Here is a 19312-nt window from a genome sequence, read left to right as displayed (position 1 = left end):
GAGTGCTCAGTGACGTTACCCGATCTCACCACCAGGCGGACATGCGCAGCAAATCTGCGAGTGCGCATGTCCGCCTGGTGGTGACGGGCCGGCCAGCAGGCACTGCATTTCACGGTCTGGTTAGGTGCGTGAGCAACTTGATCACGGCACTGCACGTTCCCGCAGACGTGACCCGGCAGATCGAGAAGCGTCAGGTCGATAATCAAGATATCGATGCCTATCAGGCAGCGGTCGGCGGTCATCTGGAGGCTGTTCAGCTAGAGCAACCGTCGGCGACCTTGTATGCCAACGAAGAAGGCAAGCTGCTTGAGATGCCAGTAAACGAACGCGCGACAGCGTTGATGTGGCTACACAACCGTCGACTCCGAAATCAGGACGTGCTTTGCGGCGACGCTCTGTTGGTTGGTCCGCCTGATCCGCACGGTGATGATCTGTCGGCGCCGGAACACTATGTCGATCTGGTCGAGGCTGCCATTTTGGTGATTGAAGCCCAGTTCGACAGTGAGAGTGGCTGGCAGCGCAGCAACGGAACGTTCTCGGACTGGTTCCAGGCGTATCGGTACGCGCTTGGCGCCACCATACGATGGCCAATGATCCGCGAGGTGCGGGTGATCCGGCCCTAACGCACCGCCCCGGTCAGGATCTGACCGGGGCTTTTCTCTGCGCTGACCGCTAGACTTTCGCAACCAACTTTGCTGACAATTCACGTTGGCCTCGTTAGCCAATGAGTCGACGCGCGAGTGAACATCTTACGACTACAAGCGATTCGCAACTTGCTCAATCGAAGAGGTATCGTCTCGCTAGTCGAGTATAAGGAAATTCACGTGCAGCTGCACGTGCAAATGCTCATTCAGGAGTATTTCGTTCGGATAGCGGTCAATTCCGTGTGACGTCTCGCCTGCCTACAGTGCATTTGTTAGCTTCGATGAACCTGTACGCCATCACGGGGAGTTCCGGTGGCCATTATTCTGCCAGTCGGCTTCGATCTTGGCATCTGGCACGCGGCCGATGCCACCGAGGTCGAGCACTACGAAATCGTACTCGGCAACGACACCGTTGAGCTGCCGCCGCCGGCCTACCGCACCTGGGTGCTGGCCTTCGCCGACGTACCGGCTCACCAGGACCTTACTTTCACCCGCGAGCGCTTGGTTAAGCTGGCAGCGGCCGGCGTCGATCCCGTCGAACAGATTGTCGACGACATCGATCGTTTGATCGAGACCGGGCTGCTGACCGAGTTCGAGCCGGAGACGGCATCAGCGATCGAGTTCCTGCAGACACATCGGCTATTTCCGCTCGGCAGCGGCATGGGAAGTCGAGCCGACCGGCCGGACCTCTTCCGGATTGGCCGCGGCGGCGATGTGCAGGTCGAGGTCCATTACGACATCTATGCCATCTGGGGCTTGAGCTGGCCGGATCGCTGCATCTGGGACTACGTCCAGCACTTCAACGACCGCAACGGTCCGTTGAACACCGAGCAGACCGGCCAGCTGTTCGTCCAGGCAGTGCCGATGCTGGTGGCGATGCAGTTAGCGCACTTACAGCCAGTGTCATGAGTACGGCGGGCGGTTTTCTAAAACGGCCACGGGGCGCCCATTCAGACCAACATCGAGTTCCGCGTTGGCATCAGACGCTGGCGACTGGAATCACCGATCCCAAGGTCCTGGCAAGCTTCTACACCAAGATGGCGCTCAACCGCGGCAAGATGCGCCTGGACTTCTTGCTGCGGATGTCAGTCAGCGCCGGCGTTGCTATCGCACAAGCGGCTCTCTACAAGTACGTTGGCGCCATTCCGACTGGCCACGGCCACCATCTGCGCGAAGTCTTCCATGCTGTGGCGGGGCAGATCTCGTCCTGGCCGGGTGGTGCCGATCTCGTGGGTGCCGTCAAGGCGGCGTCGCCGACGCTACTGCCGGCTGCAGCTAGCACAGGCGTCAGCTACGTCGGCGACGCGTACAAGGCAAAGGAGGAGGCGCGCGCCGAACAAGACAAACTGGCCGAGCCGCGTGCCCAGGGCGTAGACGTGGACACTGATCCACACGTCAAGATCCACAACTTGGAGCAACAACTCGCCGGAGCGATGCAGCTCATCGACCATCTGGCCGGTGAGGTTGCTGAGCTCAAGCAGACACGGATGCATCCGACCGGCTGGCCGATGTCTTCGGCTCCATCACAAGTGCCTGCCGGGACAGTCGCAAGTACGCCTCAGCAGACTGCTGCCGCAGGTCCGAACTACCTGACGCCGCAGCAGGCACAGCAAGCTCATAACGCTCTCGCCCGCGCTAAGGCGGCCCGACAACAAGCATCTGGACAGGCAGGTAAGACAAACACCGGTACGACAAACAACAGCCCGAGCCTTGGAACGCCAACGGGATACGTCGGACGAGCGACGCCCAAACGTCCAGACAAGTAGGCGGCCGACCAAAGCTCGAATCGATGCACGTGAGCATTGCATCTTCGATAAAGCGATCCGCTAACCCTCAATCTGCCAGTCGGCCGGCGTGCTGTGCGTCAATGTGGCCACAGCTTCAACGAAGATGACGTAGTGCCGAGCTCGTACCTCGTCTCCAGCCTCCATAATGCTGGCGTTGTCGGTGGCGGCGTGCACTGGACCGATCAAAGTGCCAACTGTGGGTGTCCTTGGTCTTGGGCCTCGCTGAGCTCCTCGTGCAGGATCTGCTGGCGGTAAATGGCGGATGCGCGTCGCCAAGTCTGAGTGCTCGACCAAGTCGCCGGCGCGATGGTGGAACTGGAGTCCACGCTTAGCAGGATCTGGCTCCTCGTACTCGTCGCCAAGGCCAATCATGTGGCCAACCTCGTGTACGAGGATTCTCCTGCCTTCAAGCGAAACGATCGAGACCTCGGCTCTCATCGCGCTGGGTGGGTATATCGCCGCACTGTCGACACCCATTGGAATGACTTCAAGTTGCGCAGCTGGATTTGCCGCGGCCATGCTGTCACGTACGCTTTCGGCGCGTCTGAGCGACAACGCCTCCGGATCGGGAGGTGAACCGCCGGCTGCCAGTGTCTCGTTCTGAGGCGGTGCCGTGAATGCGCGAATCCTAGCCGCCTGACCAGCCTGTATGGAGGCGGCTGCCGTCCGCAGTGAACCTTCATCGACCGGTAGCAGCTGATCGGATCCGGTCGAGAACATAATTCGGACGGGTCCGCCGATGACCCTCGTTGATGTGGAGCCAGCGCGAGGATGCCTTGCGTCAGGAACGGCTTGTAGCGGTCCAGAATCGCGCTCAAATACGGTTGCAGGGGTTGCGGTTGATGTCAGCGGACTCGGCGGGTAGACATTGTCCCGATCGTCATCGCTGCCAGTTGGGCGCTGGATAAGTAGGTCAAAGTGGCGAGGCTCGTTTGCCAGGACAGGTACGACGTACAGTTGAACGTGAACCGGATCTCGATGCCTTCGACGGCCACCGATCTGCCTAAGAACAAATCGATCCGACCATTGGCTGTGAGCAAGATGCCTGTAATTGCTGATATACGCTTGTCGTTGTGTATTGGTCCAGAACCTGGAATTAACGAAGTCGAAGAAGAGTCTTAGTTCAGCCCGAAGGATGTCGGGCCTGCCTGGCGGAGTGTCCTGCAGCACCACGTCGAACTGTCCGATACCCGTTGTTGGCCGGTAACGCTGAGGAGTCGGCACGGCTGCGGCCGCTCCAGCGCGGCGACGCTGTCGCTGAACCGCAATGGATGTGGCCGCCAGTTGACACACTGCCCTGTTTCCGGCCAGACGCTGCAGGACGAAGAAGTCATGGCGATTGTGCGAGATACCCGGGCTTGCAGCTGCGGGCACGTCTCGTCTCTGAGCTGCGACATCCGGGGTTCGAGCGACGGCGTCGGGCAACGGCAACATCCCACCTCCCGCAATTTAGTCACCTCAGGATCCCGACTCAGAGCCTGTGCGCCAAGTCCTTGCTGCGCGTCTGCCTGTTCGGGCAGCAGCAGGCATCCTGGTCTGTGGAACCATCCTGCTCAGTCCAAGCAAGGGAGCGAGTGACGACGCAGAACACACTTCTGTTGGCGGGTCCGGGAACCTCGGTTCAATACGGCTCCGGCAGGGGGAGCTCCAACTGATCGCCCACCGGGGATGACTTCTCCCATGAGGCCATCAGCCGGTCACTGATCGTCTTCTTCATGCCAGGACGACGTGCGTAGAGATCGTCGAGGCGGCTGGACAGGATGTCATGAAACTCCAGTCCGACAGCGTGAGCCAGCAGCGCGATGACCACTGTGACATCGGCCAGCTCCTTGCCGAGGTTGGCCTTGAGTTCGGCGTCCGTGTATTTGAGCTTGTCGGCCCGCTGGAGCTTCCGGTATGCGAGGTAGGCTTCCGCCACTTCGCCAGCTTCCTCCTGAAGCTTCAGCAGGCTGAGCTGGGCAAACTCGGTGTCCGTCGTGAAACCAAACAGCGACTTGAGCAAGACAGCTTGCTGCTGCGCGAACTCGCTGATCTCGCGCAGCTCCGTTGCTTGTGGCCGATCAGCAGGCTTCTTGGCAGCAGGTCGTGGCATCAGTCGATGACAATCATGGTCCGTTCGAGGTACTTGGCCAGGTGGTTGATCTTATACGGGAAGGCCTGCCACAACTCTTCGGCCGTGCACTTCGACAGATCGGCGAAGGGATCGATGCACTCCGGCTCGTTCCAGACCGGCGAGGCGACCGCGCGGCCGTTCGGCTCGATCAGGATGGCATGGCCCTGGCCGACCTTCATCCAGTCAGTCATCACGATCCGCGGCGTCCAGCCGTTACGCTCCTTCTCCTCACGCAGCCGCACCTCAAGTGCCTCGATGTCCTCGCTTGAGGTGAAGTCCTCAAACAGGTTCTTGCTCATGCCCTTCGGGATGGTCGTCAGCACCTTGACCTTCTTGGCACCGAAGATGTCGCCAGTCTGGGCGATGTAGTGAATGACGTTGCGGTTGCCTTGCATGAACACGCAGATGACCGACAGCGGGATCTCGGCCTCGGCAACTCGCCTTAAGCCCCTGATCACCTTGTCGTACTGGCCACGGATGGCGTCATGCTGTTTGCGTGGACCGTCGACGGTGATGTCGACGTAGTGGACCAGCTCCTTGAGCCGGTCGCCGTCGCCTGGCTTGATCATGCTGGCGTTGGTCGACAGGACGATCCGCTCGAACTTGCCTTGAGCGTGTTCCAGCACCCGCCAGAAGTGCTTGTAAGCCATCGGCTCGCCGCCGGAGAAGATGATGCGACGCATACCGGACAGCTTGTCGACCATCTCTAGCACTTCCTCGACCGGACGGGTGCGAATGCCGGGCGGCTCGGAGCAGTAGACGCAGCGGAAGTTGCAGTTGCGGGTGAGCTGGAAGGTCAAGCTGAGCGGGATGGTCATCCGGCTGACCAATTCCTCGGTGGACGTGTCGTCGGCGGTGAAGATCTGCCGTTCGTCGTCGAAGGCGATGGTCTCAGTCAGCATTGCTCGACCTCCTGTCGTGGACGCGCCTAATTTAAGTAGGCAAGAAGTGAGGGGCAGGCGTGCTCGACCCCTTCTGGTGCCGTATCCAATTCGCCGTAGACGGTGGTGAGCAGAAACACCGCTACGTCAGCTTTGTGTTGGCCGATTTGCCGAAACTGGATCAGTCGAGTCGCAACATGATCAGCACTGGCCGTCTGACGCCAGAGCGACCGAGCGTCGCCGTCGTACTGTTCACAGACCCGATCGGCGGCGGCATGAATAGCTCGCGCCATCGCAGTTGCGAACGGGTGGATTGATGGTGCCTGGCGAATCTTGTCAGTCAGCTCATCGAGCGGACAGGCGACGAGCTGTTCCGGTGCCAAACTCACTCGTTCAGACAGGCGGGCAACGCCCTTCCAGGCCAGTTCGCCGGAGATGTTCTGATTGAGAATAGTGCCGACCAAAAACAGAAACGAGCCGTGCTTTGTTGCCACATCTGGCAGCTTGCCATCCGGCAGCCAGTCGCTCATGACTGATGCCTCCGCACTGCAACTGACACGGCTAATTTTTGCGCGATATACTCACAATCTCTCATTTCTTCATTGTAGCAAATCAATGTTTCCGTACTTGGACTCCGACACGCGCGCAGATAGCGAAGGTAGCCAAGGATTTCCCGCTCCGGCGGTATGGCATTGGACAATCGCGTGCGACTTTCGATCTGGCTCCGTCGAAGCTCCAGTGTTGGGGGAGAGCAAAGTAAAACAAGCATGATGTCCGGATGGGGATACTGGCTATTTAGTCGCCTAACGGTGTCTTCGTCGGTTCCGTCGAGGCAGTGAAAGACGAACGACGACAAGATGTACCGGTCAGTCACGACAACGCGATCCTCATCCAGGGCAGGCCGAATCACATTTTCGACATGACGAGCTCGATCCAAGGCGATACGCGCGGCCAGATCTTCACCGGCGTACTTTTGTTCGTTGCCAAGGTTGAAGCTGTCCGTTGGCTCTTTGGTGAATAGCCAGTCAGGAGTCGTGGTTTGCTGTCGCAACTTCCCGATCAGGGTGGTCTTGCCGACAGACTTTGGCCCTTCCAGCGCCACGAGAATGCCGCTCATGCAGACACTCCCGAATTCGCCAATATCTCGCGCACGAGAGCGATCCGACCATTAAAATCGTGAGGCAAGAGTGAATGGTTGACGCCCGTTGTTGTTAGCCGTTCTTCGATTGCGGCCTGGACCTCGGCTTGGAACCTGCGGTCAGCCAGGCGCAGCGCGTCGGGTTGCATGAATCTCCCTGGATCGGGACGAGCCAGCAGGACGAGGTCGTAAGACGGCATCCACTCCGCGGCCAGCGCATCCATCCAAGGCGGTGTATTGCCTGTCGCGACCTGGTGATACGCGAGGATGTCTGGCAAGCCGCGATCGCATATCAGCCAGCGCACATTCAGGCGAGTCTGGTAGTCGGTTTCGGTCAACAGCTGTGCCGCCAGGAGCCAGGCTGTACTGATGTCGTTTTGTTCCCTGTTCAGGGTGAAGGGACAATCGCGGGCTGACTCGGGCAACACCGTCGAGTCGGTCAAGCTGACCTTTCGAGCCAGTTCGCCGACTAACGTACTTTTTCCGGTCGAGTGAGTGCCGGTGACGAGTACTTTAAACGCCCGTTTCACTGCCACCCGCCTCGTCATTTGGTCCTATCCCTTGTCCTACTCCGTACTGACCGCCGCCCAAGGGTGTGTCTTTGGCCGTGCGGGGGCGCAGCGCTCCGGCAACGCGACCATAGGCGCGAGGACCGCGCGATGGGACACTTCTTGCAGCGTCAATTTTTGGTTGCAAGAATGCCTGCGCAGGTGATCAATTGCCGACCGCCTGTAGCAGGCGTCAACTTGTCGAGGCTCTTCGCCTTGATTGTTGACGGAAGCCGCCTGGACACTTGCTTTCCGAAAGTCGTCGTTGTCCGGTGCCCGTCACCGGCTCGGCGCCGTGACGCGGAAGCTGACGACGCGACGTTGTCCAAGCCGGCGAACCGGCATTGCCAGTCGCCATCTAACGCGGACCAGGTGAGTCGGGTCTTGGCGGCCGGTGGAGGTGCAATCTGGTGCAGGTACGAGACAAGGGGCCTCCCTCAGTTGCGGACGATACTACTAGTCTTCTATAAGTTTCAGCAACGGTTGAGAGCTGGTGAGCTACGGAGCGTTAGCTGCGCTAGTGGGCCGAGAAGTCGTACTGCAGGACATACGCCAACGCCGACTTGACCGTGTCGCAGACCTCGACCGCGTGGTCGTTCGTGTCGTATGCCGTTCGGATGACGGTGAGTACCGGTGTCGATGATGGCAACTTCAGCTGGCGCGCTTCTTCGGCTGTTGGCATGCGCGCGCCGACGTCCTCGCTGAAGCGCGCCAGGGTGTGACCTGCCTCTTCCAAGCGAGCATAGATACCGCCGGGACCAGGATTGGGCTCGCTGATCGGCGTACCGTCGGCCAGTGCCACTGGAATGTAAGACGTGGCCAGCTCGACTGGTTGACCATTCGCTAGATAGCGCCGAGCTCGGATGACTACCTCGTCGCCCGTCTCCAGGCGCAGCCGTTCGATGACGCCTGCTGGCGCCGAGCCGCGGCTAATCTGGATCTGATCGACGCCTGGCGTGTAGTCGCTCTTCTCCGCCTCGATCAGGAAGGCTGCCTTGCCGGCCTCGCGGTGTCGACGAGCAAACCGGTCCGAGGCCAGCCGGCGGACCGGCACCCGCGGCCGGACGAAGGAACCACGGCCCTGCTCGATCGAGATCAAGCCCTCGGTGCTCAGCTCCTGCACGGCCTGACGGGCGGTCATCAGGGCAACCCCGAACTGGTCAGCCAGCTCGCCGTACGAGGGGAGCTGCTCGCCAGGTGTCAACTGGCCAGCGTGGATGGCGTCGCGAATCATGGCCGCGATCTGCCGATACGCTGGCCGATCACCTCGCCGGTCGACGGCCCCCCAAAGCACCAGGTCACTCCTCTAGAACACTAGATGTGTCCTAGTCTGGCACGACCTGAAACCGTGTACATCGCAACTCGGAGAGGTGCACCGCAGTGAACGCTCTGCCACGGCACTCCGTCAGCGTCGCCGGCATCATCGTCAACGATGACGACCAAGTGCTTGTCATCCGCCGGGCTGACAACGGCCACTGGGAGATGCCAGGTGGCGTACTGGAACTCGACGAGAGTATCGAGGATGGGCTCCGTCGTGAGATTGCTGAGGAAACCGGCATCACCGTGACCGTCGAGCGATTGACTGGCGTCTACAAAAACCTCGTCCGCGGCATCGTCGCTCTCGTTTTCCGCTGCTACCCAGGTCTAGAAGTACCGCGTCCAACGAGCGAGGCGCGCGAGGTCGCCTGGATGAATGCTGCCGAGGTCACTAAAGCGATGACGCCGGCGTACGCCGTCCGGGTTCTCGATGCCCTGGATGCGGATGCACCGCACGTTCGATCTCACGATGGTGTCAATCTCTTAGCCGACCCGACGTAGCGATGCCAGTAGCTCCTAGATCAACTTGGTCGCCAGCTTCTTCACATTTGTGTCAAGTTTTAGGCTGCGGGTTTGAGGTGTGCGTGGGTGATGTTCGGTAGCCTTCCGGACCAGCAGCCGTGATGACGTGACCGCGTAGGAGTCTTTGGGGACTCATCCGGCCTGGCAGCAGGACGGACCCAGACCGTCGCGGTACGAAATGGGAGATTACCGAGGCCGGAAGCACGCAGTTGCAAACCTAGGGCGATGCGATCAGTCCGTAGACCTTTGCGTTCAATCACGCCACATGACAGAGGTTCGTACAGTCGCACGGACTGCGACGCCGGTTGACCGGGATCGAGATCTTTCGAGCAGGCGTGGGAAGCCGCGTGGGCGGCTGGCGCGGTGCCGGATCTGACCGAGGAGTTGACTATTGACGCGGATGCCACGATCGTGGTGGCTCATCCGGACAAGGAGAACGCCGCCGCGACCTGAAACATACGTGGGGTTTCCATCCGTTGTTGACATTTCTGACCGTCCGGAAGACGCTGGCGGTGCGACACTCGCGGCGATCCCTGTGGCCGGGCGATGCTGGGTCAGGCACCGCCGCCGACCACGTCGAGCTGCTCCGGCTCACGCTTGAGGCGTCGCCGACGGCAGTGCCCGCCAAAACCGTTGATGTCAGTTTTGACGGATGGATCTTTCCACGATCGGTGTGGCGTTCGTATGGGTTCTGAACGAAGGGCTGGAAAATTTGGCGCGAGGGCATTCAGGCGAAATTCTTGAGTCCACATCTCGGCGCTCGTTCGTACGACCCGGATCGCAGTGATCGATGAGGTGCCAGTCGGCGCGTCCTCACGAACAGTCCTGCCCGGTAGCTGTAGTCTGTGCGCGTTGACGAGCTCCACGACGTCACGGAGTCCGATTTGATCCAGGTTTGACATGGTTCGGCCCGCAGTGCATGATTGTATGGAAGGAGGATTGACACATGACTCGATCTGGTGGCGAAGACGGCAACTAGCAAGCGGTTTGCTTCGAAAACACAGCCACTTCAGCAGTGAAGGCTGTGTTTTCCTATTTTCGCTTCAGCTCCAGCCTCATTCCTACTCGACGATTAGAGTCGAAAGACGCTGTCGTCAATGTGAACGTCCGGCGGTTTTCGGCATCCGTTCCGGCTTCTAGACCGAACCCTGCATCCGATTGAGCAAAGCCTATGGGCTCGTAGTGGGCGTCTGCTCCCGCCGGCAGAACGACGATGTACCTCGCCGCTTCTATGGGCATGGCTTCGTTGAATCGTAAGATGAACTCATCAGGCTGATGGTTCATCATCAGGGGTAGACATTTTCCTGGCCAGGTCCGCTCCATGCGGATGGTCATCTCGCTGTCGCGCTTCACGGGATCATGGAGATGTGCAACGATGTTAATGCGTCCGTCGTGTAGCCATGACGAAGTAACATCCCAGCTGGTGCCGGTATTCCCGTCGATGAGAAGGCTACGAATGTCGACCTTTACCTTGTCGCGATACTTTTTGGGTTGACTCCAGCTTGGCCCAATGCGTAGCGTCACAAAGTAGAGATTTTCCCGTAATGACACAGCCTTAATTGTCACGAACTCGTGCGTGTCTCCTTTTGAGTCTACTGCGACATGCTGATCCCAATGTTTGATCAGTATCGTTGGCTGGGGATCGGCGTTGATGAACTCGCAATATCGAGCGAGAAGGCGTTGGTAACGGTCCGACGTTTGCTGAAGCGTTCGCCGATCTGCAAGTAAGATTAGTGCGGCAGCCAGAATAAGCAGAAGTGCGGCGAGGAGAATCCCCAATCTCACGGCGGTGTTGCCGATGATGACGCCCAGAAGCGAAGCAAAGGCCAATAGACCGACGATGGACCTTACGACGACGGATGGATGCTTGCCGATGAGGTAGTCGTCCAACCATGCGACGAAACTGTCTAACACCTATGACGCTCCCTACCTCGATTCTCCATGCGGGTGATCACCCATTACGTGGACGTCTTCGACGCTGCGGCGTGTGCCTGGTTGCTAACCCAAGGATGCCCGCTTCTGTGTTAAGTAGTATCCTCTGTTTTGCTAAGTATGGACCTGGCCAGTCCTTGGCACAGTCGTTCAGCCGAAAGTTCGATCAGATTAGTCCAGAGTAACGAGCTGACTAGGGCCAAACGCCATCACCTTAGCCGGCGTGCGGCTGAGGCATAGCGCAGCAGAGCAGGAGCACTCGACTGGAATTGTGGTCAGGCGCCTAGCCGGTTTTGGGTCCAAGGTTGACGCGGACCAAGCGTAGTGGTGCGATCATCTCGATTCGGTCGATGCGTCTATATCGATCAGATAATTCTATTTCTATGCCGATTGCGTCGGCCGACTCAGGCAGTCGTAAGCAATGTCGTCGACACACACAACATCCAGCGCATTCTCTACGGTGGATTGCTTTCGTCCCTCGGCTGTTGCAGCCACCGAGTTAGGCTTGCCGAAGGCTGCAAACTGGCCTGGCTGCGGACGCCATGGGGGAGCCGTAAGAAGTACTGCGCGGCTGGGACCACAGTCTCGCCATGTCCAACGACCGATCCAGTTCGTCGGCAGGTACGTCATCAAAAGCAGAGGTCACTTCATGCCAGAGGCTCGCCATCGGCTGGGCCGTGGTCGGCTTCCTCTAAGTCGTCAATCGTAGTAGCGGAAAAGGCCGAAGTGTTGGAGCCAGTGCTGCTATCAGCGGCGCATGCTTCTCCTCCACAACGAACAGCGCCCCAGCCAAATCGGCCGGAGCGCTGCATTGCGTACGTTGAGACTAGTGATCGGCGGCTAAGCTGCCGCCGCCAACGTGCCGTACGAACGCCGTCCAACCGGCAGCTGGTACGACGAGCGCTGAGCCGGCCGGGTTCTTGGAGTCACGGAGTCCGATCACACCCGGCAGGTGGTCGGTCACCTCAACGCAGTCACCGGAGCCGTTACTCCTGGTGCTCTTGCGCCATACGGCTTGGGACAGGTCGATGCTGCTCATCTGTCCCCCTTCCCAATCACAGTGCCTTTGCCGCCTCTTTCATCATGGCCAGCGACTCGCGTAGGCCAAGTGCGCTGGCGCGCAAGTGGTTGAACAGGGTCGTGTACTGCTCGATCTCGTGCAGTTCTTCCAAGTACAGGCTACCAGCGCGCATCTCCAGGTAGACGACTCCAGTGTCCTGCGGATCAGGGAAGCGCAGGATCGAGAACGAGCTGCCCATCGAGCCATGCTCGCCGCCAGCGAACCCTAAGATCTGGATCTCGTTGCCGGGCAGGCTGGCCGCCTCGATCAAGTGCTCCAACTGGGCCTTCATAATGGCTCGACCGGCGACGGGCCGCCGGATGACGGCTTCATCGAGCACAACCCACAGCTTCGGCGGTTCATCGTCGTGCTGCTGGCGCTGCATCCGCAGCTCCGTCCGCCGGTTGACTTCGGCCGGCGTGATGTTGGGATGTTCAGCTCGGATGATGGCGCGCGTGTAGTCGGGAGTCTGCAGTAAGCCTGGCACCAGCGCCGGTTCGTACTTGTTGATCTCTGACGTCGCCGCCTCCAGCCCGACGTAGACCTCGAACCAGTCCGGCAACACGTCGCTGTACTTATGCGCCACCAGCCGCGTTTGCGAGCTTCGCGCGCGATCTGCAGCAGCGGCTCGATGTCCGCCTCGTCGACGCCGTACAGCTCCAGCAACGCCTTGGCGTTCTGCACCTGTACCGACACTTCCGTGCTCTCGATGCGCGACAACGACGACTTCGAGATGTCGACCTGCTTGGCGGCTTGCTCGATCGTCATACCGGTCGCAACTCGCAGCCGCTTCAGCTCTGCGGCCAGGCGGCGCCGGCGAACGGTGGGGCTTGTCCTTGGTGGCATGGCGGTCAGTGTGCACCACGGTGGCGGGTCAGCACCATTCCGGGTCTGTTGAAAATCGGGAATTGCATTCTGGGCCGAACCCTGGCAGGGTGTCCATCACCGTAACGGGGCCAACACGGGCGACCGGGCCAGGGAGGGCAAATGCCCCTAAACCGCCACCACCGCCATCTACTCGGCGAATCTGCCGGTGCGATCTGCCGACCAGAGGAGACGTTGGAACTGGCACGCTGCCAGCACTGCCGCCAGATGCTGGTCAAGCCGGAAGGCGATCCCACCGCGGCCTGGGACACGGTCGCCGACTACATCTGCCGGAAGTTTCCGGCCTCGCCGAACTCCCTGATCTGACATGCACACCTGTGCCAGTCGCGAGCACCGCCCAATGGGCTTCTACCTACCCGGTCTCGGCCTCTGTGCCTGGGTCGGCGGCGTCCGCGTCGAACTGATCGGCGCGACGTGCCAGCGCTGCGGCGCCAACTTGCTGGGCTTGGGCCGACGCGAATCGCCAGAGCGCATCGGTGAGTGGCAGGCCACGTCGAACTTGCTGCAGTGCGGCCGAACGGAGATCTGAATTCATGCGTTGCCGCCACGGCTACCACCAGCCGTACGACCGCTACGTCCCCGGTGTCGGCTTGCAGCTCTGGGTACCGGCCGACAGCAAGGTGCTCCTTCTGGCGGCGCGCTGCTGGTTTTGCCAGTGCTTGCTGGGCGGCTTGAGCGACCGCATTGGACCCGGCAACTGGGCTCCCATGATCGAACTGTTCGGCCGGCCAGATGAGCCGCACTCGATGTTTTTCCAGTCTTCTTAAGTGAAAGGTCAGCTATGGCAGCTGCCAGCGTGGACTGCGTCCACACCGTCACCGTCTCAGCTTGTATTGACGCACGGGCCATTTTGGATGGCCACGCCGAGCTGTTGGCCGGGGCTTGCGATCGCTGTGGCCAGACGCTCGTCGCGCTCTACACCAACTCCCGCCTGCCGCAGGAATGGATTGAAGTCAGCAAGATCGTGCGTACGGTCCGGCGGTACCGGCGGCAAGAGGTTGCCGAACAGCTGCTCGGCACCACTGGTCAGAGCCTGGAAGCCGGCTCGTGATGGCCTCGTCGTTAGCCGAGCGGGAACAGCAGTACGTCGACACCTGGCAACAGCTCCAGGCCATCCTGGATGCCAAGGCCACTGTGCGTCGCCGCATTACCTGGCGGGACGGCAGTCTGAGCGAACTGGCGCTCCAATTGCACGACTTGGTGCAACGCGAAGCTGTTCTCTGCGACCGGCTGGCGGATTTCTGGACGGTCGACGACGAGATTCATTCCGCCCTCGCCAGTTGGAATTGGGCTGGCTACCTGAACAAGCTTGCTGCCCAGCGATACGTCGAAACGCTGTGGCTGGCCCAGTTTGGCCTCACCTCGATCGAGGTGCCGGCGTGATTGCCTCCGGCCGTGTCTTGCCGGCTTGGCACCGACGCCGGCGAACGAAGGTATCGGCACCAGCATCGTCGGCGCGTTACAAGCAGTACTCCAGCCTCCTGGACGACCTGGAAGGCGTCGTCATGGCCAAATATGCGCTCATCGACCGGGTAGAGCGGCGAGATGGCAGCTGGGCTGAATTACCGAGCGAACTGAACGAGATTCTGGAGCGCGAGGCCACGGCTTGCCAGCGGCTGAGCAAATTCTGGTTAGTCGACGGCGACCCCTGCGCCTCGTACCTGGCCGATGCCTGGGCCGGTTATCTGCGGACGGTGGATGCGCAGCAATACGTCGAAGAGATCTGGCTGGAACAGGCCGAAGAATCACTGGGTGGCAAGCGTGACTGACGGCCAGCGATCGACGCTGGGGCGACACGTGTACGCCGCGTTGTCCAACCAGCTCTTGGACGTGCTGGACGATAAGGACGCCGTACGCGCTCGTGTCGGCGAAGGTGTCAGCCTGCCGGCCTTGGCCGACCAGTTGCACCAACTGGTGCAGCGTGAAGCCAATATCTGCCAGCAACTTGGTGAGCTAAGGGCTCGCGACGACGATGTCCCGGCCGCGTACGTGCACTGGAGCTGGGCGGCACATCTACGAACGTTCGACGCTCAGCGGTACGTCGAGCAGCTGTGGCTGGCCGAGCTCGGCACTGACTTGGACAACTCGGCGTGAGCCCGCCACCGCACAGTTCCCTGCCGGCCATACCGCGCCAAGCTCGCCGGCAGCTCAACCCCAACGCCAGCCCGGAGCCGGCGAGCAGTGACCCGTTTTGTTTGGCGGGCCGCTGTATCCGGGCTGGCGTTGGTGACCGTATTTCTTCCAGCGTCAAGGAGAACCTATGGATCTCTTCTTCGGTGTGCTGCTTGGCTTTCTGGCTGGAGTCTTAGCCACGACCAATGCCTCAATGCGGACGTGCATCGGCTGCAAGAAGCTGCTGGACGGCGAACTGCCATGTGGCTGTGACCGCCGTGGCTAGGGTGCCTATGCCGGTCGGCCCCGTGGCGCAGCGATATTTGCGCACGGAATTTGGCAGCTCCGTGGCCCGCTTGCGCTGGCAGCTGGCGGACTGGATTCGCGGCCGGCCGGATGTGCTGGTTGATGGCCACGGCTTTCTGCGCCGCCGTTGGTGCGAGCTGCTGGCTGTCCATGTCGAGCAGAACGAACTCCTGGCCTCCATCCGGAATGGAGCCGACCGCTCGACGCACGCAGCCGACCAGCTGCAGGCAACGATGCAGCGCGAGCGCGCCATCTACCTGGCCGTGGCCAGACACTACACCGCCTATGGCGAAGACCTGGCGGCTCATGCCTGCCAGAGCTGGGCCTCGTATCTCTTGCAGCTGGATACCGCGACGTTCATTGCGTCGTACGGAAATCCCGCCTTGGACGACGCCTCGCTGGTGGATGGCTGCCGTGACTGAGAATCTGCCGCTGCTGATCGAGGCCGCCATCGCTCGCCTGGAGCGCCATCTGCCGTTTGCCGACGCCGGCGAGACCACCTGCCGCCGCTGTGGCGAGCCGTGGAAATGCGACGCGCACCTCCAGGCCGAGCTGGTGGTCACGGAAGCTGGGCTGCCGTTGGCTGATTTCGACATCTGCCAACCGAAACCCCAGCCGCTGCCGAAGCCCGTCACCGTCGACACCACTCAACCGCGGCCCAAGAGCCACCGCCGCTCGCCGCAGCCGCAACAAAGATTGCAGTTGCCGAGTGGTGCTTCCTTGACGATTACGCCGGTCGGCACTGCTGCCAGCCGGCTACCGCGGATTCGGCCGCAACCCAAGACCGCAGCTGACGAGGAGGAGGGCTAGTCGCCAGCGCCGGCATCGGCACGCGGCCATCCACCGACGTCGCAGCGGCGTCCCAGCTCGCGACGCGGACTTCCCGATCAGGCGCCGTGCGATCGTCGGTCCTGACGCTCGTCTAGGCGGCGCCGCATGGACTTTCTTCTCTGTCCAGACTGTCCGTACGGCGGATAGGCAGCGATCGTCAGGTATCGCGAAACTGGCCGGTATGTCGAAGGGGTTAGTGCTTGTCGCGGCACTGCTTGCGACTTGTGTCCTGGCCTCCGGCATCGGGCTCGGCGCTGCTGCTTGGTACTCGTCCAACCAGCGCGATATCACCGTCCAGGTAATATATGGCCCCTGCCAGAACACAAACCTGCGCATCGTGGTTGTGGCAAAGGATCTCACGCCACTGTTTGCCGAGGTGACGCACGGCCGGATACTCCCGGAATCCGAAGCCTGTCAATTCAACACCGAATGGCATCGGGTATGGCGCCAAGATACGTACGGTGTAGAGATGATCGATCCGTCGTACGGTATGGTTAAGCCGCAGTTTTATCCGGAATGGACATCGGACGCTCAACTTCAGGTCCAAGGCGGTGTGGTGTACACAACGGTGCCTCTCGGCGCGTAAGCGCTGTGTGGTGCTTGCGCTTGCTATAAAAGACATTCCATGCCACTATCAAGTCGTACATGTCATCAGTTGAACAAATTTAGCAGCTGCGATCGATTTGCTTACGCCAATGCAGATTGTTGCGTTGTATATCGGCTCACGTGAAATTGTCGGCCGAATTGAGGCCGGATTCTTCCCTAAGATACAGAATGTCGCCGAGCGTACGAACGAAGCCGAGGAGTACAAGCGTCTGCTCTACTCGGAGTTGGTTTTTCGGTTGACCGAGCGCGATGCGGCTAAAGCTCAGTGCGTGGCGAATGAGCTTCGTATGCACTACGACGATGCTGCCCGTCAACTGGTCAGGTCGATAGATGAGCAACTGACGTAGATGACGGACAAGCCCCGCTTAGAGCGGCTGTCCGACCAGTAGCGCGATATATTTGGCGCATACATTCACCGGCAGACTCGTACGCGCAGACCCATTTCGCGTGTGGGCCTGGTGGTGACAGACCGCCCATCAGGCACAGGTTCGTGCGGTCTCGTTAGGTGCGTGATCGGTGATCACCGCAATCTATCTGCCGGCGGATGATGAACAACCCGTGCGCAAACAGCAGATTGTTCCCGGCGACATCGCGGCGTATCGGGCTGCGGTCGAGGGTGACTTGCAGCTGGTGACGTTGGCGCGGCCGGGTGCCTCGCTGTACGTCAACGAGCACGGCAAGTGGAACCACATGCCGCTCAACCAACGGGCGACTGTTCTCCTCTGGGTGCACAACAGTGCCTTCCGCGGTCGTGACCCGATCTGCGGCGATGCGCTGCTGGTCGGAGCACCAGACCGGCATAGCCAGGACCGGAACGTGCCTGACGACTACGTCCGATTGTTCTTTCATGGCGATCGGTTTCGAGTCGAGGTCATGGTCCATGGCGACGATGGCTGGTATCGGAACCGGCGGACGTTCGATGACTGGTTCAGCGCCTACGTCTACGCCGTCGATCTTGGTCAGCGCTGGAGTTTGGTTGCCGACGTACGAGTCGTACCCGCTGCCTAACGTTTGCCCCGGCCGAGGTTCGACCGGGGTTTTACCTTACGCGAGCGGTCGAGTTTCGTTGTCGGTCTGGTGTGCGATCGACTCAATGGCTTGGTAAAATCGTCACATTTTGTTACGATAGTTATACATGAATGTGCCGATTTCCCCACGAGAACAAGCAATACTGCGTCTGCTGGCTGCAGGCGTATCTTTGTCGCGTGCCGACATCGCTACGTCCATCGGCGAAAGTCGGGTCACGACCATCCGGGCTCTCAATGACCTGCTTGCCAAAGGCCTGATCCACTCCCGCGGCGAAGCCCGCGCCACGAAGTACCGGCTGACTGGGCCGGCCGGGGCTGTAGTGCTCTGGGATGCTAACGCTTACTTGGCTCAGGATCCGGACGCTCGTGGTGCTCGCTACCGCCATCTGGAACCGGATCTATTCCAGCTGTTCGACGGCAGCATCGGCCAGCTGCCCGCGCTCATTGAGACAGCGGCGCGCGCTCGCCGGCGGGTCGGTGACAGTCTGACGGCACGGCGAGATCTGGAGCGCTTCGTCATTGAGTTGAGCTGGAAGAGTTCCAAGATCGAGGGCAACACCTATAGCTTGCTGGACACCGAACGCCTGCTGAGAGACGCGCAAGAGGCATCCGGCCACGACCATGCCGAAGCGGTCATGATCCTCAACCACAAGCGGGCCTTTGACTATGTCTGGCAGCACCAGGTGGACTTTCGCCAGCTGAGCCGCCAGCAAGTGCTACAGGTCCATGAGCTGTTAGTAGCAGGTCTCGACGTTCCGCTCGGCTTGCGTACGCGGCCGGTCGGCATTACAGGCACGGTCTACACGCCGCCAGGCAGTAAGACCGAGATCGCTGCCGAACTCGACCAGGTCATCGCAGTCATCAATGAGCTGCAGCAGCCGGTCGAGAAGGCATTGGCCTGTCTGGTGCTGCTGGCCTACCTGCAACCTTTCGCTGACGGCAACAAACGAACCTCTCGACTCGTGGCAAACGCCGTCCTACTGGCGTACGGCTATCCGCCGTTGTCCTACCGTGGCGTCGATGAACAGGAATACAAAGGTGCCCTGATCCTATTCTACGAACAAGGCACGCTGGCCAACTTCCGTGAGCTGTACTTGAAGCAGCTTCAGGAGTCGGCCGAGAACTATTATTTTCCGATCGGAAGTGTTGACGTGGCCTGAAATACGGCTCGGGTCACATATCCGTATCAAGAAGTGACAACACTCAGAAGCCCTGCAGCGGCATGCGATGAACGATCAGCTGTACTGACCGGTCGGCGTAGTTGTCGATCGTGTAGTACAGCACGAAGCTGTCATCGTCGATATTGAGCCGGGTCGGGCCGAAGACTATGACATCATCGTCATCAGGTTCGATATCGAACTCGATCTTTGGTGTTCGAATGGCTCTGCCGAATGGGCCAATCTTAAGTCCCAATGTCTGGCGCGGCCTGAGTTGTATTGGACGAACGAAGTCTTCGAGAAATTCGCTGTGCGGAACACGATGCATGACGTACTACCTCGTTTAGAGCTGATAGATGGTCGGACCTATCCCCAGACCTGCTCCACAGCGCAAACAGTCACCCTCCACGCTGAAATCAAAATCCAGCGGGGGGGGGGGGGGGGG

26 protein-coding genes and 2 pseudogenes are annotated in these 19312 nt (G+C 60.3%); 16 read left to right on the top strand and 12 right to left on the bottom strand.

The genetic code is table 11. The annotated features are described in order from the left end of the window. Positions 1-128 precede the first annotated feature (128 nt). The 3 genes from GNX95_RS35315 to GNX95_RS35305 all read left to right on the top strand — a co-directional run bounded on the left by GNX95_RS35315 (position 129) and on the right by GNX95_RS35305 (position 2410). The gene (locus GNX95_RS35315; RefSeq protein ID WP_222854197.1) at positions 129-623 is read left to right on the top strand and encodes a DUF3846 domain-containing protein; all 495 of its coding nucleotides are present in this window, start codon (positions 129-131) and stop codon (positions 621-623) included. Positions 624-956: 333 nt separating this feature from the next. Next, on the top strand, positions 957-1553 hold the full coding sequence (locus tag GNX95_RS35310; protein ID WP_163512154.1) for a hypothetical protein: 597 nt from the start codon (positions 957-959) through the stop codon (positions 1551-1553). Beyond that, positions 1550-2410 (top strand): hypothetical protein, encoded by an 861-nt coding sequence (locus tag GNX95_RS35305; RefSeq protein WP_163512153.1) that lies wholly within the window; start codon positions 1550-1552, stop codon positions 2408-2410. The genes GNX95_RS35310 and GNX95_RS35305 overlap by 4 nt, the downstream gene beginning before the upstream one ends. A gap of 1642 nt (positions 2411-4052) precedes the next feature. Here GNX95_RS35305 and GNX95_RS35300 read toward each other — a convergent pair. The 6 genes from GNX95_RS35300 to GNX95_RS35275 all read right to left on the bottom strand — a co-directional run bounded on the left by GNX95_RS35300 (position 4053) and on the right by GNX95_RS35275 (position 8405). Beyond that, a complete protein-coding gene (locus GNX95_RS35300) occupies positions 4053-4523 on the bottom strand; it encodes a hypothetical protein (protein ID WP_163512152.1) in 471 nt (156 codons plus the stop codon). Then, positions 4523-5446 (bottom strand): radical SAM protein, encoded by a 924-nt coding sequence (locus tag GNX95_RS35295; RefSeq protein WP_163512151.1) that lies wholly within the window; start codon positions 5444-5446, stop codon positions 4523-4525. Before GNX95_RS35295 ends, GNX95_RS35300 begins: the two co-directional genes overlap by 1 nt. Before the next feature lie 26 nt (positions 5447-5472). Next, entirely contained in the window at positions 5473-5955 is a 483-nt protein-coding gene (locus tag GNX95_RS35290) for an HhH-GDP family DNA glycosylase (RefSeq protein ID WP_163512150.1), read from the bottom strand. Further along, positions 5952-6542, bottom strand: coding sequence for a dTMP kinase (locus GNX95_RS35285; RefSeq protein ID WP_163512149.1), 591 nt, complete (start codon positions 6540-6542; stop codon positions 5952-5954). The genes GNX95_RS35290 and GNX95_RS35285 overlap by 4 nt, the downstream gene beginning before the upstream one ends. Next, entirely contained in the window at positions 6539-7111 is a 573-nt protein-coding gene (locus GNX95_RS35280) for an ATP/GTP-binding protein (RefSeq protein ID WP_163512148.1), read from the bottom strand. Before GNX95_RS35280 ends, GNX95_RS35285 begins: the two co-directional genes overlap by 4 nt. A gap of 517 nt (positions 7112-7628) precedes the next feature. Continuing rightward, positions 7629-8405: a GntR family transcriptional regulator gene (locus GNX95_RS35275; RefSeq protein ID WP_425483934.1), complete on the bottom strand. Its 777-nt coding sequence runs from the start codon at positions 8403-8405 to the stop codon at positions 7629-7631. A gap of 86 nt (positions 8406-8491) precedes the next feature. On the opposite strand from GNX95_RS35275, the gene GNX95_RS35270 reads away from it, so the two are divergent. After that, on the top strand, positions 8492-8929 hold the full coding sequence (locus GNX95_RS35270) for an NUDIX hydrolase (RefSeq protein ID WP_163512147.1): 438 nt from the start codon (positions 8492-8494) through the stop codon (positions 8927-8929). Between the two features lie 1053 nt (positions 8930-9982). Here GNX95_RS35270 and GNX95_RS35265 read toward each other — a convergent pair. From GNX95_RS35265 to GNX95_RS44540, 4 genes and pseudogenes are all read right to left on the bottom strand, one after another. Beyond that, positions 9983-10864 carry a hypothetical protein gene (locus tag GNX95_RS35265; protein WP_163512146.1) on the bottom strand — a complete coding sequence of 294 codons (882 nt, stop codon included), beginning with the start codon at positions 10862-10864 and terminating at the stop codon, positions 9983-9985. Between the two features lie 844 nt (positions 10865-11708). Beyond that, positions 11709-11921 (bottom strand): DUF397 domain-containing protein, encoded by a 213-nt coding sequence (locus GNX95_RS35260; protein ID WP_163512145.1) that lies wholly within the window; start codon positions 11919-11921, stop codon positions 11709-11711. Between the two features lie 16 nt (positions 11922-11937). Next, positions 11938-12528 (bottom strand): DUF5753 domain-containing protein, encoded by a 591-nt coding sequence (locus GNX95_RS35255; protein ID WP_246281893.1) that lies wholly within the window; start codon positions 12526-12528, stop codon positions 11938-11940. A 47-nt stretch (positions 12529-12575) separates the two neighbouring features. Further along, a pseudogene (locus GNX95_RS44540) lies at positions 12576-12788 on the bottom strand (helix-turn-helix domain-containing protein); the annotation flags it as partial. A gap of 213 nt (positions 12789-13001) precedes the next feature. Between GNX95_RS44540 and GNX95_RS43940 the strand changes: the two are divergent. From GNX95_RS43940 to GNX95_RS43600, 6 genes are all read left to right on the top strand, one after another. Beyond that, on the top strand, positions 13002-13133 hold the full coding sequence (locus GNX95_RS43940; RefSeq protein WP_281356994.1) for a hypothetical protein: 132 nt from the start codon (positions 13002-13004) through the stop codon (positions 13131-13133). Positions 13134-13608: 475 nt separating this feature from the next. Then, positions 13609-13878, top strand: coding sequence for a hypothetical protein (locus GNX95_RS35250; protein WP_163512144.1), 270 nt, complete (start codon positions 13609-13611; stop codon positions 13876-13878). Next, complete coding sequence (locus GNX95_RS35245; protein WP_163512143.1) at positions 13878-14210, top strand: hypothetical protein; 333 nt, start codon at positions 13878-13880, stop codon at positions 14208-14210. The genes GNX95_RS35250 and GNX95_RS35245 overlap by 1 nt, the downstream gene beginning before the upstream one ends. Beyond that, entirely contained in the window at positions 14207-14596 is a 390-nt protein-coding gene (locus GNX95_RS35240; RefSeq protein ID WP_163512142.1) for a hypothetical protein, read from the top strand. The genes GNX95_RS35245 and GNX95_RS35240 overlap by 4 nt, the downstream gene beginning before the upstream one ends. Beyond that, complete coding sequence (locus GNX95_RS35235) at positions 14580-14921, top strand: hypothetical protein (protein WP_163512141.1); 342 nt, start codon at positions 14580-14582, stop codon at positions 14919-14921. Before GNX95_RS35240 ends, GNX95_RS35235 begins: the two co-directional genes overlap by 17 nt. Positions 14922-15087: 166 nt before the next feature. Continuing rightward, entirely contained in the window at positions 15088-15225 is a 138-nt protein-coding gene (locus tag GNX95_RS43600; RefSeq protein ID WP_246281892.1) for a hypothetical protein, read from the top strand. Positions 15226-15342: 117 nt separating this feature from the next. On the opposite strand, the pseudogene GNX95_RS44535 reads toward GNX95_RS43600, so the two are convergent. Next, positions 15343-15426 (bottom strand): annotated as a pseudogene (locus GNX95_RS44535) (hypothetical protein); the annotation flags it as partial. Positions 15427-15478: 52 nt separating this feature from the next. On the opposite strand from GNX95_RS44535, the gene GNX95_RS44530 reads away from it, so the two are divergent. The 6 genes from GNX95_RS44530 to GNX95_RS35200 all read left to right on the top strand — a co-directional run bounded on the left by GNX95_RS44530 (position 15479) and on the right by GNX95_RS35200 (position 18870). Further along, positions 15479-15667, top strand: coding sequence for a hypothetical protein (locus GNX95_RS44530; protein ID WP_163512139.1), 189 nt, complete (start codon positions 15479-15481; stop codon positions 15665-15667). Continuing rightward, a complete protein-coding gene (locus GNX95_RS35220) occupies positions 15651-16055 on the top strand; it encodes a hypothetical protein (protein WP_163512138.1) in 405 nt (134 codons plus the stop codon). The genes GNX95_RS44530 and GNX95_RS35220 overlap by 17 nt, the downstream gene beginning before the upstream one ends. Before the next feature lie 202 nt (positions 16056-16257). Continuing rightward, the gene (locus GNX95_RS35215; protein WP_163512137.1) at positions 16258-16662 is read left to right on the top strand and encodes a hypothetical protein; all 405 of its coding nucleotides are present in this window, start codon (positions 16258-16260) and stop codon (positions 16660-16662) included. Positions 16663-16771: 109 nt separating this feature from the next. Beyond that, a complete protein-coding gene (locus tag GNX95_RS35210) occupies positions 16772-17029 on the top strand; it encodes a hypothetical protein (RefSeq protein ID WP_163512136.1) in 258 nt (85 codons plus the stop codon). Positions 17030-17198: 169 nt separating this feature from the next. Then, on the top strand, positions 17199-17690 hold the full coding sequence (locus GNX95_RS35205; RefSeq protein WP_163512135.1) for a DUF3846 domain-containing protein: 492 nt from the start codon (positions 17199-17201) through the stop codon (positions 17688-17690). Positions 17691-17817: 127 nt separating this feature from the next. Then, complete coding sequence (locus GNX95_RS35200; protein ID WP_163512134.1) at positions 17818-18870, top strand: Fic family protein; 1053 nt, start codon at positions 17818-17820, stop codon at positions 18868-18870. A gap of 43 nt (positions 18871-18913) precedes the next feature. Here the strand turns inward: GNX95_RS35200 and GNX95_RS35195 are convergent, their stop codons facing one another. Then, the gene (locus tag GNX95_RS35195) at positions 18914-19195 is read right to left on the bottom strand and encodes a hypothetical protein (RefSeq protein ID WP_163512133.1); all 282 of its coding nucleotides are present in this window, start codon (positions 19193-19195) and stop codon (positions 18914-18916) included. Positions 19196-19312: the final 117 nt, after the last annotated feature.

It is taken from the genome of Fodinicola acaciae, assembly GCF_010993745.1.
In the GTDB taxonomy this organism is placed as follows: domain Bacteria; phylum Actinomycetota; class Actinomycetes; order Mycobacteriales; family HKI-0501; genus Fodinicola; species Fodinicola acaciae.
Note: the sequence above shows the minus strand (reverse complement) of the source record. Positions and strands in the feature narration are given on the sequence as shown.

Coding starts and splice junctions, on each gene's coding strand:
- GNX95_RS35295 (WP_163512151.1), bottom strand. CDS start 5,446: ATGCTGACTGAGACCATCGCCTTCGACGACGAACGGCAGATCTTCACC.
- GNX95_RS43600 (WP_246281892.1), top strand. CDS start 15,088: ATGGATCTCTTCTTCGGTGTGCTGCTTGGCTTTCTGGCTGGAGTCTTA.
- GNX95_RS35210 (WP_163512136.1), top strand. CDS start 16,772: ATGCAGATTGTTGCGTTGTATATCGGCTCACGTGAAATTGTCGGCCGA.
- GNX95_RS35260 (WP_163512145.1), bottom strand. CDS start 11,921: ATGAGCAGCATCGACCTGTCCCAAGCCGTATGGCGCAAGAGCACCAGG.
- GNX95_RS35305 (WP_163512153.1), top strand. CDS start 1,550: ATGAGTACGGCGGGCGGTTTTCTAAAACGGCCACGGGGCGCCCATTCA.
- GNX95_RS35250 (WP_163512144.1), top strand. CDS start 13,609: ATGGCAGCTGCCAGCGTGGACTGCGTCCACACCGTCACCGTCTCAGCT.
- GNX95_RS44530 (WP_163512139.1), top strand. CDS start 15,479: ATGCAGCGCGAGCGCGCCATCTACCTGGCCGTGGCCAGACACTACACC.
- GNX95_RS35300 (WP_163512152.1), bottom strand. CDS start 4,523: ATGCCACGACCTGCTGCCAAGAAGCCTGCTGATCGGCCACAAGCAACG.
- GNX95_RS35195 (WP_163512133.1), bottom strand. CDS start 19,195: ATGCATCGTGTTCCGCACAGCGAATTTCTCGAAGACTTCGTTCGTCCA.
- GNX95_RS35220 (WP_163512138.1), top strand. CDS start 15,651: ATGGCTGCCGTGACTGAGAATCTGCCGCTGCTGATCGAGGCCGCCATC.
- GNX95_RS35215 (WP_163512137.1), top strand. CDS start 16,258: ATGTCGAAGGGGTTAGTGCTTGTCGCGGCACTGCTTGCGACTTGTGTC.
- GNX95_RS35290 (WP_163512150.1), bottom strand. CDS start 5,955: ATGAGCGACTGGCTGCCGGATGGCAAGCTGCCAGATGTGGCAACAAAG.
- GNX95_RS35200 (WP_163512134.1), top strand. CDS start 17,818: ATGAATGTGCCGATTTCCCCACGAGAACAAGCAATACTGCGTCTGCTG.
- GNX95_RS35245 (WP_163512143.1), top strand. CDS start 13,878: ATGGCCTCGTCGTTAGCCGAGCGGGAACAGCAGTACGTCGACACCTGG.
- GNX95_RS35280 (WP_163512148.1), bottom strand. CDS start 7,111: ATGACGAGGCGGGTGGCAGTGAAACGGGCGTTTAAAGTACTCGTCACC.
- GNX95_RS35285 (WP_163512149.1), bottom strand. CDS start 6,542: ATGAGCGGCATTCTCGTGGCGCTGGAAGGGCCAAAGTCTGTCGGCAAG.